Source organism: Pantoea sp. Ep11b (assembly GCF_040783975.1).
Classification (GTDB): Bacteria; Pseudomonadota; Gammaproteobacteria; order Enterobacterales; family Enterobacteriaceae; genus Pantoea.
On record NZ_CP160631.1, the window covers coordinates 1,169,859 to 1,183,974 of the forward strand.

At 56.2% G+C, this 14,116-nt stretch carries 10 protein-coding genes; all 10 read left to right on the forward strand.

Annotated features, from left to right (window positions below; all coding sequences use genetic code 11):
- Positions 1–48: 48 nt before the first annotated feature.
- The 10 genes from bamA to AB1748_RS05405 all read left to right on the forward strand — a co-directional run bounded on the left by bamA (position 49) and on the right by AB1748_RS05405 (position 14,066).
- Positions 49–2,460 carry an outer membrane protein assembly factor BamA gene (gene bamA, locus AB1748_RS05360; protein ID WP_111140586.1) on the forward strand — a complete coding sequence of 804 codons (2,412 nt, stop codon included), beginning with the start codon at positions 49–51 and terminating at the stop codon, positions 2,458–2,460.
- Positions 2,461–2,569: 109 nt separating this feature from the next.
- Positions 2,570–3,067 (forward strand): molecular chaperone Skp, encoded by a 498-nt coding sequence (skp, locus tag AB1748_RS05365; RefSeq protein WP_003852644.1) that lies wholly within the window; start codon positions 2,570–2,572, stop codon positions 3,065–3,067.
- Between the two features lie 3 nt (positions 3,068–3,070).
- On the forward strand, positions 3,071–4,096 hold the full coding sequence (gene lpxD / locus AB1748_RS05370; protein ID WP_111140587.1) for a UDP-3-O-(3-hydroxymyristoyl)glucosamine N-acyltransferase: 1,026 nt from the start codon (positions 3,071–3,073) through the stop codon (positions 4,094–4,096).
- Positions 4,097–4,247: 151 nt separating this feature from the next.
- Entirely contained in the window at positions 4,248–4,703 is a 456-nt protein-coding gene (fabZ, locus tag AB1748_RS05375; RefSeq protein ID WP_003852639.1) for a 3-hydroxyacyl-ACP dehydratase FabZ, read from the forward strand.
- Positions 4,704–4,706: 3 nt separating this feature from the next.
- On the forward strand, positions 4,707–5,495 hold the full coding sequence (lpxA, locus tag AB1748_RS05380; RefSeq protein WP_111140588.1) for an acyl-ACP--UDP-N-acetylglucosamine O-acyltransferase: 789 nt from the start codon (positions 4,707–4,709) through the stop codon (positions 5,493–5,495).
- Between the two features lie 3 nt (positions 5,496–5,498).
- Positions 5,499–6,647: a lipid-A-disaccharide synthase gene (gene lpxB / locus AB1748_RS05385; RefSeq protein WP_111140589.1), complete on the forward strand. Its 1,149-nt coding sequence runs from the start codon at positions 5,499–5,501 to the stop codon at positions 6,645–6,647.
- The gene (gene rnhB / locus AB1748_RS05390) at positions 6,640–7,269 is read left to right on the forward strand and encodes a ribonuclease HII (RefSeq protein WP_367396098.1); all 630 of its coding nucleotides are present in this window, start codon (positions 6,640–6,642) and stop codon (positions 7,267–7,269) included. Before lpxB ends, rnhB begins: the two co-directional genes overlap by 8 nt.
- A 28-nt stretch (positions 7,270–7,297) precedes the next feature.
- The gene (dnaE, locus tag AB1748_RS05395; RefSeq protein WP_293774880.1) at positions 7,298–10,780 is read left to right on the forward strand and encodes a DNA polymerase III subunit alpha; all 3,483 of its coding nucleotides are present in this window, start codon (positions 7,298–7,300) and stop codon (positions 10,778–10,780) included.
- A gap of 12 nt (positions 10,781–10,792) precedes the next feature.
- Positions 10,793–11,749, forward strand: a complete 957-nt coding sequence (gene accA, locus AB1748_RS05400; RefSeq protein WP_111140592.1) for an acetyl-CoA carboxylase carboxyl transferase subunit alpha — start codon at positions 10,793–10,795, stop codon at positions 11,747–11,749.
- Positions 11,750–11,915: 166 nt separating this feature from the next.
- Positions 11,916–14,066: a lysine decarboxylase LdcC gene (locus tag AB1748_RS05405; RefSeq protein ID WP_111140593.1), complete on the forward strand. Its 2,151-nt coding sequence runs from the start codon at positions 11,916–11,918 to the stop codon at positions 14,064–14,066.
- The last annotated feature ends 50 nt before the right edge of the window (positions 14,067–14,116 follow it).

The following is a 14,116-nucleotide window of genomic DNA, read 5'->3' on the forward strand; positions in this document are numbered from 1 at the left end:
CTGGAACGCGAACATTCGGGGGATGTGTTAGGAAAACGCATAACAACGATGGCGATGAAAAAGTTGCTCATAGCGTCGCTGCTGTTTAGCAGCGCCACCGTTTACGGTGCAGACGATTTCGTGGTGAAGGATATTCATTTCGAAGGGCTGCAGCGAGTCGCCGTCGGCGCGGCTCTGCTGAGCATGCCAGTACGGGTTGGTGATACGGTGAATGACGATGATGTCAGAAACACCATTCGCTCGCTGTTCGCTACTGGCAACTTTGAGGATGTTCAGGTCCTGCGAGACGGTACAACACTGATTGTCCAGGTCAAAGAACGTCCTACCATTGCCAGCATTACCTTCACCGGTAACAAAGCGGTGAAAGAGGAGCAGCTCAAACAGAATCTGGAAGCCTCAGGCGTGCGTGTCGGCGAAGCGCTGGACCGTACCACCATCTCCTCTATCGAGAAGGGCCTTGAGGATTTCTACTACAGCGTCGGGAAATATACCGCTAACGTGAAAGCCGTGGTTACGCCGCTGCCGCGTAACCGTGTGGACCTGAAGCTGGTCTTTACCGAAGGTGTCTCTGCCAAAATTCAGCAGATCAACATCGTCGGTAACAAAGCCTTTAGCTCGGACGAGCTGATCTCCCGTTTCCAGCTGCGCGATGAAGTGCCGTGGTGGAACGTGGTGGGCGACCGTAAATATCAGAAGCAGAAACTGGCGGGCGACCTCGAAACCCTGCGCAGCTTCTATCTGGATCGCGGTTATGCACGCTTCAACATCGATTCCACGCAGGTCAGCCTGACGCCCGATAAAAAAGGTATCTACATCACGGTGAACATCACCGAAGGCGACCAGTACAAAATCGCGGGTGTGATCGTCAATGGCAGCATGGCTGGCCACTCGGCAGAAATTGAACATCTGACCAAAATTCCGTCCGGCGAACTTTATAACGGCGCCAAAGTGACGAAGATGGAAGATGACATCAAGAAACTGCTGGGCCGCTACGGCTATGCCTATCCGCGCGTGGCGACACAGCCGGAAATCAACGACGCCGATAAGACCGTAAAACTGCATATCAACGTGGATGCGGGTAACCGCTACTACGTGCGCAATGTCCGCTTCGAAGGCAACGACACCTCGAAAGATTCGGTGTTACGTCGCGAAATGCGTCAGATGGAAGGCGCATGGCTGGGCAGCGACCTGGTTGAGCAGGGCAAAGAGCGTCTGAACCGCACCGGTTACTTCGAAACCGTGGATGTGGACACCCAGCGCGTGCCAGGTTCGCCGGACCAGGTGGATGTGGTTTACAAGGTCAAAGAGCGTAACACCGGGACCTTTAACTTCGGCGTCGGTTACGGCACCGAAAGTGGCGTGAGCTTCCAGGTCGGGGTAACGCAGGATAACTGGCTGGGCACCGGTAATACCGTCGGCATCAGCGGCACCAAGAACGACTACCAGACCTACGCGGAATTCTCACTGACCGACCCGTACTTCACCGTTGACGGTGTCAGTCTGGGTGGCCGTCTGTTCTATAACGACTTTAAAGCGGACAACGCGGACCTCTCTGACTATACCAACAAAAGTTATGGTCTGGATGGCACGCTCGGCTTCCCGGTTAACGAAAACAACACTCTGCGTGTTGGTCTGGGCTATGTCCACAATGACCTCTCTAACATGCAGCCGCAGGTGGCGATGTGGCGTTATCTCGACTCGGTTGGCAAACCGCAGCAGCTTAACGACAAGGGTGAGTTCTCCGCAGATGACTTCACCTTTAACTACGGCTGGACGTACAACACCCTGGACCGCGGCTTCTTCCCGACGTCGGGTAACCGCACCAACCTGAACGGTAAGGTGACGATTCCGGGCTCAGATAACAGCTTCTATAAGGCCACGCTGGATACCCAGCAATATGTGCCGATTAACCAGGATCGTACCTGGGTGCTGCTGGGTCGTGGCCGCGTGGGCTATGGCGATGGACTTGGCGGCAAAGAGATGCCGTTCTATGAGAACTTCTACGCCGGTGGTTCAAGCACCGTGCGTGGCTTCCAGTCCAACACCATTGGTCCTAAAGCCGCTTACTACAATAACAATTCGTCAAACTGCCGGATTGCCGATCCAAATGGCGTCTGTAAGTCTGACGATGCGGTCGGGGGTAACGCGATGGCAATCGCCAGCCTTGAGCTGATTACGCCAACGCCGTTCCTGAGCGAGAAGTATGCTAACTCGGTGCGTACGTCGGTGTTTGTCGACGCCGGTACCGCGTGGGATACCCATTGGGAAAATACCGCTGAAACGCGTGCTGCGGGCATTCCTGACTACAGCGATCCAAACAACATCCGTGTTTCAAGCGGTGTTGCGCTGCAGTGGATGTCACCGCTTGGCCCGCTGGTGTTCTCATACGCCCAGCCGCTGAAGAAAGTCGAGGGAGACAAGTCAGAGCAGTTCCAGTTTAACATTGGTAAAACCTGGTAATGTTCTGAGCATGGATGCAAGCTGAAGTCTTGCTGCCGGACAGCACACGCTGCTGTTCCGGTGCAAACACTGTGTCGCTGACACAAACGTTGATGGTAAGGAGTTTATAGTGAAAAAGTTGTTGTGTGCCGCAGGTCTGGGTCTTGCTTTAGCGGTTTCCGCTGGTGTTCAGGCTGCTGACAAAATTGCAGTGGTAAACGTGTCCAGCATTTTCCAACAGTTACCGCAACGTGCGACTGTTGCTAAACAGCTGGAAAACGAGTTCAAAGGCCGTGCAACTGAGCTGCAGAGCCAGGAGCGCGATCTGCAAACCAAAATGCAGCGTCTGCAGCGTGATGGTTCGACCATGAAGGCCAGCGAGCGCAGCCGCATGGAGAAAGATGTCATGTCACAGCGTGAAGCTTTCTCTTCAAAAGCACAGGCGTTTGAGCAGGATAACCGCCGTCGTCAGATGGAAGAGCGTAACAAGCTGCTGAGCCGCATTCAGGATGCCGTGAAGAAAGTCGCTGACAGCGATGGCTATGACGTGGTAATCGACGCGAACGCGGTGGCTTATGCATCAAACGCAAAAGACATCACGGCTGACGTGCTGAAACAGGTTAAATAATTCATGTCATCTATTCGACTGGCTGATTTAGCCCAGCAGTTGGATGCAGAATTGCACGGAGATGGCGATATCGTCATCTCTGGCATTGCTTCTATGCAATCCGCCACAACTGGCCAAATCACTTTTCTTGCAAACAGCCGTTACCGCGAGCAACTCGCCCTGATTAAGGCCTCAGCCGTGGTGCTGACGGAAGCGGATCTGGAGTGGTGCAACACCGCGGCGCTGGTAGTGAAAAATCCCTACCTGACTTACGCGCGTATGGCACAGATACTCGATACTACCCCTCAGCCGGCGCAGAACATTGCGCCCAGCGCGGTGATCGACCCCTCGGCCCGTCTCGGCAGCAATGTTGCGATCGGCGCAAACGCCGTGATCGAAGCGGACGTTGAACTGGGCGATAACGTAGTGATAGGGGCGGGATGCTTTGTCGGCAAAAAAACCCGTATCGGCAGCGGAACCCGTCTCTGGGCCAACGTTTCCATCTATCACGAGATCGTCATCGGCCAGGATTGTCTGATTCAGTCAGGCGCGGTCATCGGTTCTGATGGGTTCGGTTATGCCAACGATCGCGGTAACTGGGTGAAAATCCCGCAGTTAGGCGCGGTGATTATTGGCGATCGTGTGGAAATAGGTGCCTGCACAACCATCGATCGCGGTGCGCTGGATAACACTCTGATCGGCAATGGTGTTATCATAGACAACCAGTGCCAGATCGCCCACAACGTAGTTATTGGCGACAATACTGCGGTTGCAGGCGGTGTGATCATGGCGGGTAGTCTGAAGATTGGGCGTTACTGTATGATTGGCGGTGCCAGCGTCATTAACGGCCATATGGAAATCTGTGACAAAGTAACGGTGACCGGTATGGGTATGGTCATGCGTCCTATCACAGAGCCGGGTGTTTACTCATCCGGTATTCCGCTGCAACCCAACAAAACCTGGCGCAAAACTGCAGCGCTGGTGATGAACATCGATGACATGAGCAAACGCTTAAAAGCCATCGAGCGCAAGGTCGGCAAAGACGACTAACCGCCATCCCCAAACTGACCGGCTTTCATAATAAAAATGTTAAGCAGGGAAGCCCGGCGCCACAGAACCTATTTGCGGCCTGCGGAAGATCATTTGATCTGTGCAGGCCGTGTTATTGTTGTCATCAGATTTTTAGGACAGGAAGAGTATTTTGACTACTGAAACTCATACTCTGAAAATTGAAGAGATTTTAGAGCTGCTGCCGCACCGCTATCCGTTTCTGCTGGTAGACCGTGTGCTTGAATTTGAAGAGCACAAATACCTGCGTGCAGTGAAGAACGTTTCTGTTAATGAACCGTTTTTCCAGGGGCACTTCCCTGGTAAACCGATTTTTCCTGGCGTTCTGATCCTGGAAGCGATGGCGCAGGCCACCGGTATTCTGGCGTTTAAAAGCGTAGGTAAACTGGAGCCAGGCGAACTCTATTACTTTGCCGGTATCGACAGTGCCCGTTTCAAACGTCCTGTCGTACCAGGCGACCAAATGATCATGGAAGTGACTTTCGAGAAAACCCGCCGTGGTCTGACCCGCTTTAAAGGCGTGGCGACTGTTGACGGTAAAATCGTTTGTGAAGCGACCATGATGTGTGCCCGCAGCCGGGAGGCATAATTCGTGATTGATCCAACCGCCACTATCCATCCCAGTTCTGTCATCGAAGAGGGCGCTGTCATTGGCGCCCGTGTTCACATAGGCCCGTTTTGCTTTATTGGCGCGAATGTTGAGATCGGTGAAGGAACGGTACTGAAGTCACACGTTGTGGTGAACGGCCACACGCGTATCGGCAAAGATAACCAGATCTATCAGTTCGCCTCGATCGGTGAAGTGAATCAGGATCTGAAATATGCCGGTGAGCCAACACGGGTTGAGATCGGCGATCGCAACCGCATCCGTGAAAGCGTGACGATTCATCGTGGCACGACCCAGGGTGGCCATGTCACTACGGTGGGCAGCGATAATCTGCTGATGGTAAACGTCCATATCGCGCATGACTGCGTGATAGGCAACCGCTGCATCTTCGCGAACAACGCCACCCTGGGTGGTCACGTCACGGTCGATGATTTTGCCATTATTGGCGGCATGACAGCGGTCCATCAGTGGTGCACCATCGGTGCGCATGTGATGGTTGGCGGCTGTTCCGGCGTGGCACAGGATGTCCCTCCTTACGTGATTGCGCAGGGCAACCACGCGACGCCGTTCGGGATCAATATCGAAGGTCTCAAGCGCCGTGGCTTCAGCAAAGAGTCGTTGCACGCGATCCGCAACGCCTACAAGCTGCTCTACCGCAGCGGCAGAACGCTGGAGGAAGTAAAACCAGAGATCGAAGCCATCGCGCAGCAGCACAGCGAAGTGCAGCCTTTCTACGACTTCTTCAGCCGTTCTACCCGTGGTTTAATCCGTTAATCCATGTCAGCGCGTCCTTTAACGATTGCCCTGGTCGCCGGAGAAACCTCCGGCGATATTCTTGGTGCCGGTCTGATTCGTGCTCTGAAAGCCCGCCATCCTGACGCACGCTTTGTCGGTGTAGCGGGCCCGCTGATGCAGGCGGAAGGGTGCGAAGCCTGGTATGAGATGGAAGAGCTGGCGGTGATGGGGATCGTCGAGGTGCTGGGCCGCCTGCGACGCCTGCTGAAAATCCGCCGCGATCTGACGCAGCGTTTCACCGCGCTCCGGCCCGACGTCTTTGTCGGGATTGATGCGCCCGATTTTAATATCACGCTGGAAGGCAATCTCAAACGCACAGGCATCCGCACTATCCACTATGTCAGCCCCTCGGTGTGGGCATGGCGGCAAAAGCGCGTCTTCAAGATCGGTCGTAATACCGATCTGGTACTGGCGTTCCTGCCGTTTGAAAAAGCCTTCTACGATCGTTTTAACGTTCCCTGCCGCTTTATCGGCCATACGATGGCGGATGCGATGCCGCTGCAGCCCGATAAGCTGGCCGCACGGCGTCATCTGGGGATCGCCGACGATGCGCTCTGTCTGGCCCTGCTGCCGGGCAGTCGCGGCGCGGAAGTAGAAATGCTCAGCGCGGACTTTCTGAAAACGGCCCGCCTGCTGCGACGCCACTATCCGGCGCTGGAGATTGTGGTGCCGCTGGTGAATGCCCGTCGCCGCGAACAGTTTGAGAAGATTAAGGCCGAAACGGCCCCGGAGCTGCCGATGCATCTGCTGGATGGGCAGGGCCGGGAGGCGATGATCGCGAGCGATGCCGCACTGCTGGCATCCGGCACTGCCGCTCTGGAGTGCATGCTGGCAAAATGTCCGATGGTGGTGGGGTATCGCATGAAGCCTGCCACTTTCTGGCTGGCGAAACGGCTGGTTAAAACGCCTTACGTCTCGCTGCCGAATCTGCTGGCCGGGCGTGAGCTGGTTAAAGAGCTACTGCAGGATGCGTGTCAGCCTGAAGCCCTGTCGGCAGCCTTAGATCCGCTGCTGCATGCCGGACCTGAACGCGAAACGCTGCTGCAGACGTTTCATGAATTACATCAACAGATCCGCTGGAACGCTGATGAGCAGGCAGCGGATGCGGTACTGGAGCTGGTGAATGCCTGATTTTATCTACCCTGTTGCCAGCCTGATTGCGGGTGTGGACGAAGTGGGGCGCGGGCCGCTGGTCGGTGCGGTCGTCACCGCGGCCGTGATCCTCGATCCGGCGAATCCGATTACCGGCCTGGCCGACTCAAAGAAACTGTCGGAAAAGCGCCGCCTGGCGCTGTATGACGAGATCAAAGAGAAGGCGCTGGCCTGGTGTCTGGGACGGGCAGAGCCTGAAGAGATCGACCAGCTCAACATTCTCCACGCCACCATGCTGGCGATGCAGCGCGCCGTAGCGGGTCTGCCGATCCAGCCTGACTATGTGCTGATCGATGGTAATCGCTGCCCGGCGCTGCCGATGCCTTCCCAGGCGGTAGTGAAAGGGGATAGTCTGGTTGCCGAAATCAGCGCGGCGTCGATCATCGCCAAAGTGTCGCGCGATCGCGAAATGGCCGAGCTGGATCGGCTGTTCCCGGCGTATGGTTTTGCGCAGCACAAAGGTTACCCGACCGCGCTGCATATGGAAAAACTGACGCAACATGGCGCCACGCCGCATCACCGTCGCAGTTTTGCGCCCGTTCGCAATGCGCTGCTCGATGCTGAAGTTCTGGCTGCGCGCCAGCCTCTGACGCTGAAATAGCCTGACACTGTTTTAACCGGAAACTGATATGGCTGAACCCCGTTTTATACATCTGCGTGTCCACAGTGACTATTCGATGGTCGATGGCCTGGCGAAGACCGGGCCGCTGATCAAGAAGGCGGCTGCACTTGGCATGCCCGCTATCGCCATTACCGACTTCACTAACCTCTGTGGGCTGGTCAAATTTTACGGTGGCGCACATAGCGCAGGGATAAAACCGGTCATCGGTGCTGACTTCAACGTGGCCAGCGAGCTGATGGGAGATGAACTCACCCAGCTCACCGTGCTGGCGGCGAACAATACCGGCTATCAGAATCTGACGCTGCTGATCTCCCGCGCCTACCAGCGCGGCTACGGCGTGGACGGGCCGATCATCGATCGCGACTGGCTGATTGAGCTACAGGAAGGGCTGATTCTGCTGTCGGGTGGCCGGCGTGGCGACGTGGGTCGCAGCCTGCTGCGCGGCAACAGTGCGCTGGTTTCACAATGCCTGGCGTTTTATCAGCAGCACTTTCCCGATCGCTACTATCTGGAACTGATCCGCACCGGCCGTCAGGATGAAGAAAGTTACCTGCATGCGGCCGTCGAACTGGCGATTGCCGAAGGCATTCCGGTGGTCGCCACCAACGAAGTCTGCTTTATCAACGCCGAAGACTTTGATGCGCATGAGATCCGCGTCGCCATTCACGACGGCTATACGCTGGACGACCCTAAACGTCCGCGCAACTACAGTCCTCAGCAATATATGCGCAGCGAAGCGGAGATGTGCGAGCTTTTCTCGGACATCCCGGAAGCGCTGGAAAACAGCGTAGAGATTGCTAAGCGTTGTAACGTCACGGTCCGGCTGGGCGAGTACTTCCTGCCGCAGTTCCCGACCGGTGACATGACCACCGAAGATTATCTGGTGGTGAAATCCCGTGAGGGGCTGGAAGAGCGTCTGGTGTTCCTGTTCCCGGATGAAGCCGAGCGGGCGGCAAAACGGCCGGAGTATGATGAACGTCTGGAGGTTGAGCTTAACGTTATCAACCAGATGGGATTCCCGGGCTACTTCCTGATCGTGATGGAGTTTATCCAGTGGTCGAAGGATAACGGCGTGCCGGTCGGCCCGGGCCGTGGTTCCGGTGCCGGTTCGCTGGTGGCCTATGCGCTGAAAATTACCGATATCGATCCGCTGGAATTTGACCTGCTGTTTGAACGTTTCCTGAACCCGGAACGTGTGTCGATGCCCGACTTCGACGTCGACTTCTGTATGGAGAAGCGCGATCAGGTCATTGAGCACGTCGCCGATATGTACGGACGTGAAGCGGTTTCTCAGATCATCACCTTCGGCACCATGGCGGCGAAAGCGGTTATCCGCGACGTCGGCCGCGTGCTGGGTCATCCCTACGGCTTTGTGGATCGCATCTCAAAGCTGATCCCGCCCGATCCCGGCATGACGCTGGAAAAAGCCTTTATTGCGGAACCACAGCTGCCTGCGATGTATGACGCAGACGAAGAGGTGAAGGCGCTGATCGACATGGCGCGCAAGCTGGAAGGGGTCACGCGCAACGCCGGTAAACATGCGGGCGGCGTGGTGATTGCGCCCACAAAGATTACCGATTTTGCGCCGCTCTACTGCGATGAGCACGGCCAGTTCCCGGTCACCCAGTTCGATAAAAACGATGTGGAATATGCCGGCCTCGTGAAGTTCGACTTCCTGGGGCTGCGTACGCTGACCATCATCGACTGGGCGCTGAAGATGATCAACCCGCGCCGGGAAAAGCAGGGGCTGGAGCCGATCGATATCGCCTCTATCCCACTGGATGATAAGAAAAGTTTCGATATGCTGCAGCGCTCGGAAACCACGGCGGTATTCCAGCTTGAATCGCGCGGCATGAAAGATCTGATCAAGCGTCTGAAGCCCGACTGCTTCGAAGATATGATCGCACTGGTGGCGCTCTTCCGTCCTGGGCCGCTGCAGTCCGGCATGGTAGATAACTTTATCGACCGTAAGCATGGCCGGGAAGCGATCTCCTATCCCGATATCCAGTGGCAGCATGAAAGCCTGAAACCGGTTCTGGAACCGACCTACGGCATCATCCTCTATCAGGAACAGGTGATGCAGATCGCGCAGGTGCTCTCCGGCTATACCCTGGGCGGCGCAGATATGCTGCGTCGCGCTATGGGTAAAAAGAAACCCGAAGAGATGGCCAAGCAGCGATCGGTGTTCCGCGACGGTGCCGAACGTATGGGCATCGACGGCGAACTGTCGATGAAGATCTTCGATCTGGTAGAAAAATTTGCAGGCTATGGCTTTAACAAGTCACACTCTGCAGCTTACGCCCTGGTCTCCTATCAGACGCTGTGGCTGAAAGCGCACTATCCGGCCGAGTTCATGGCTGCCGTGATGACCGCCGATATGGACAACACCGAGAAAGTGGTCGGGCTGGTGGATGAGTGCTGGCGCATGGGGCTGAAGGTCCTGCCGCCCGATATCAACTCCGGTCTTTACCCTTTCCATGTCAATGACGCGGGCGAAATCGTTTACGGCATCGGCGCGATTAAAGGCGTGGGTGAGGGGCCGATTGAAGCGATCATCGACGCACGAAACGAAGGCGGCTACTTCCGGGAGCTGTTTGATCTCTGCGCCCGCACCGACACCAAAAAGATTAACCGCCGGGTGATGGAAAAACTGATTATGTCCGGGGCCTTTGACCGCCTCGGACCGCACCGCGCGGCGCTGATGAGTTCACTCGGTGACGCGCTGAAAGCGGCCGATCAGCACGCGAAAGCGGAAGCGATTGGTCAGGCGGACATGTTTGGCGTGCTGGCCGAAGAGCCGGAGCAGATCGAGAAATCCTACGCCAGCGTGACGCCGTGGCCCGAACAGGTGCAGCTGGATGGTGAACGGGAAACGCTGGGGCTCTATCTTACCGGCCACCCGATCAACCAGTATCTGAAAGAAATTGAGCGTTACGTTGGCGGGGTGCGGCTGAAAGATATGCATCCTACCGATCGGGGTAAAATTACCGTGGCGGCCGGTCTGGTGATCGCGGCGCGGGTAATGGTGACCAAACGCGGCAACCGAATTGGTATCTGTACTCTGGACGATCGTTCCGGTCGTCTTGAGGTGATGTTATTTACCGATGCGTTAGATAAATACCAGCAGCTGCTGGAGAAAGACCGAATCCTGATCGTCAGCGGACAGGTCAGCTTTGATGACTTCAGTGGTGGCCTTAAAATGACCGCCCGGGAAGTCATGGACATCGACGAAGCGCGCGAAAAATACGCGCGCGGACTTGCTATCTCGCTGACGGACAGGCAAATTGATGACCAGCTATTAAACCGACTCCGTCAGTCCCTGGAACCTCATCGATCAGGGACTATTCCGGTGCATCTCTATTATCAGAGAGCCGACGCGCGAGCGAAGCTGCGCTTTGGTGCAGCGTGGCGAATTTCGCCCAGCGATCGTTTACTTAACGATTTGCGCTCGCTGATTGGATCGGAGCAGGTGGAACTGGAGTTTGACTAGAACAGGAACATTATGAGTCTTAATTACCTGGATTTTGAACAGCCAATTGCAGAACTGGAAGCGAAGATCGATTCGCTGACGTCGATTGGTCGTCAGGATGATAAACACGTTAATCTGGATGAAGAAGTTCAGCGTCTGCGCGAGAAAAGCGTTGAGCTGACCCGTAAAATCTTCGCCGATTTAGGCGCATGGCAGATCGCTCAACTGGCGCGCCACCCTCTGCGTCCTTATACCTTTGACTACGTCCGCAATGCGTTTGACGATTTCGATGAGCTGGCGGGCGACCGCGCTTATGCGGATGACAAAGCGATTGTGGGCGGCATTGCGCGTCTTGATGGCCGTCCGGTGATGATCATCGGCCACCAGAAAGGGCGCGAAACCAAAGAGAAAATTCGCCGCAACTTCGGCATGCCGGCACCGGAAGGCTATCGCAAAGCGCTGCGCCTGATGGAGATGGCTGAGCGTTTTAAAATGCCGGTGATCACCTTTATCGACACCCCAGGCGCCTATCCGGGCGTGGGTGCGGAAGAGCGTGGACAGTCTGAAGCGATTGCCCGCAACCTGCGTGAAATGTCTGGCCTGAAAGTGCCGGTGATCTGTACGGTCATCGGTGAGGGCGGTTCAGGCGGTGCGCTGGCGATCGGCGTGGGCGATAAAGTGAATATGCTGCAGTACAGCACCTATTCCGTTATCTCGCCGGAGGGCTGTGCCTCAATTCTGTGGAAGAGCGCGGATAAAGCGCCGCTGGCCGCTGAAGCGATGGGCATCACCGCTAACCGTCTGAAAGAGCTGAAGCTGATTGACGCCGTGATCCCTGAGCCTCTGGGTGGCGCGCACCGTCGTCCGGTCGATATGGCGCAGTCGCTGAAACAGCAGCTGCTGGCCGATCTGGCCGAACTCGACGAACTCAGCACGGAAGAGCTGCTGGATCGTCGTTATCAGCGCCTGATGAGCTACGGCTACGCCTGATTCATCCTCCTCGATAAAAGCGGACTCCGGTCCGCTTTTTTTATGCCCCTGGTTTAGCACCAGACTCAGCCCCGCTTTTTCAGCGCCATCCGATCGCCCTCTGGCTACACCTTCCGCGGGTTAGCGGTTATGCTTGATCGGTTCCATCACAATCAGGGAGAGGGTTTTGAATATTCTGGCGATCATGGGCGCGCACGGCGTGTTTTATAAAGATGAACCGTTACGCGAACTCGACGCGGCGTTAAATCTGCAAGGCTTCCAGCTGCTTTATCCAAAGAACAGTGACGACCTGCTGAAACTGATCGAGCACAATCCGCGTATCAATGGCGTTATCTTCGACTGGGATGCGCACAACAGCCCGGAACTGTGCGGCGAGATCAATCAGCTCAACGAATACCTGCCACTTTATGCATTTATCAACACCCACTCGCAGATGGATATCAGTATCAATGAGATCCGTATGCCGCTGCACTTCTTCGAATATGCGCTGAATGCCGCCGACGATATCGCGCTGCATATCCGGCAATATACGGATGATTACATCGAACACATTACGCCACCGCTGACCCGGGCGCTGTTCACCTACGTGAAAGAGGGGAAGTATACCTTCTGCACGCCGGGGCATATGGCGGGCACCGCCTTTCAGAAGAGCCCGGTTGGCTGTCTGTTCTACGATTTCTTCGGGGCGAACACCCTGAAGTCGGACATCTCCATTTCCGTCACCGAGCTCGGTTCGCTGCTGGATCACACCGGCCCGCATCTGGAAGCCGAAGAGTATATCGCCCGCACCTTTGGTGCGGAGCAGAGCTACATGGTGACCAACGGCACCTCCACGTCGAACAAGATCGTCGGGATGTATGCCGCCTCTGCCGGCAGCACGGTGCTGATCGACCGCAACTGCCACAAGTCGCTGACCCACTTGCTGATGATGAGCGATCTGATTCCCATCTGGCTGAAACCGACCCGTAATGCGCTGGGGATCCTGGGTGGCATTCCGAAGCAGGAGTTCACCCGTGAGAGCATCGCCGGAAAAGTGGCCGTCACCGATCGCGCCAGCTGGCCGGTGCATGCGGTAATCACTAACTCGACCTATGACGGGCTGCTCTATAACACGCAGTACATCAAAGAGACGCTGGATGTGCCGTCGATTCATTTCGATTCGGCCTGGGTGCCTTACACCAATTTTCATCCGATCTATGCCGGTAAAAGCGGCATGAGCGGCGAGCGTATTCCGGGCAAAGTGGTCTATGAAACGCAGTCCACCCATAAACTGCTGGCTGCGTTTTCACAGGCTTCACTGATTCACATTAAAGGCGACTACGACGAACAGACCTTTAACGAAGCCTATATGATGCACACCACCACCTCGCCCAATTACGCCATCGTCTCGTCGATTGAAACGGCCGCCGCGATGCTGCGTGGCAATCCCGGCAGGCGGCTGATCAATCGCTCAGTGGAGCGCGCGCTGCACTTCCGTCGTGAGATCCAGCGTCTGCGCGAAGAGTCCGACAGCTGGTTCTTCGATATCTGGCAACCGGAAGAGATCGATGAAGCACAGTGCTGGCCGATCCAGCCGGGCGACGAAGCGTGGCACGGCTTCACACAGGCCGATCGCGATCATATGTACCTCGATCCGATCAAGGTGACGATCCTGACACCGGGCATGAGCGAGCTGGGAGAGATGGCGGAAGAGGGGATCCCGGCGGCGCTGGTGGCGAAGTTCCTCGACGAGCGCGGCATCGTGGTGGAGAAGACCGGCCCCTATAACCTGCTGTTCCTGTTCAGCATCGGCATTGATAAAACCAAGGCGATGAGCGTGCTGCGTGGCCTGACCGAGTTCAAACGTGCCTACGATCTCAATCTGCGGGTCAAAAACATGCTGCCGGATCTCTACGCGGAAGATCCCGATTTCTATCGCAACATGCGGATTCAGACGCTGGCGCAGGGGATCCATCAGCTGATCCGCCATCACGATCTGCCACGGCTGATGCTGCAGGCGTTTGATGTACTGCCTGAAATGAAGATGACGCCTCACCAGGCCTTCCAGCAGCAGGTCAGAGGCAATATTGAAACGGTGGATCTCAGCGAGCTGGTGGGCCGGGTGTCCGCCAACATGATTCTGCCTTACCCGCCGGGCGTGCCGCTGGTGATGCCGGGAGAGATGATCACCGAAAAAAGCCGCGCGGTGCTCGATTTTCTGCTGATGCTGTGCAGCATCGGCCGACATTATCCCGGCTTCGAAACCGATATTCATGGCGCGACCCTGACAGAAGAGGGCGAATATCGCGTCCGTGTGCTGAAAAACATTCCCGAATAACCCTCAGATGACCTTCAGCGGCAGGCGGTCTGCGGACCGCCTGCCCGTAT

Coding starts and splice junctions, on each gene's coding strand:
- bamA (WP_111140586.1), top strand. CDS start 49: ATGGCGATGAAAAAGTTGCTCATAGCGTCGCTGCTGTTTAGCAGCGCC.
- lpxD (WP_111140587.1), top strand. CDS start 3,071: ATGTCATCTATTCGACTGGCTGATTTAGCCCAGCAGTTGGATGCAGAA.
- lpxB (WP_111140589.1), top strand. CDS start 5,499: ATGTCAGCGCGTCCTTTAACGATTGCCCTGGTCGCCGGAGAAACCTCC.
- rnhB (WP_367396098.1), top strand. CDS start 6,640: ATGCCTGATTTTATCTACCCTGTTGCCAGCCTGATTGCGGGTGTGGAC.
- dnaE (WP_293774880.1), top strand. CDS start 7,298: ATGGCTGAACCCCGTTTTATACATCTGCGTGTCCACAGTGACTATTCG.
- accA (WP_111140592.1), top strand. CDS start 10,793: ATGAGTCTTAATTACCTGGATTTTGAACAGCCAATTGCAGAACTGGAA.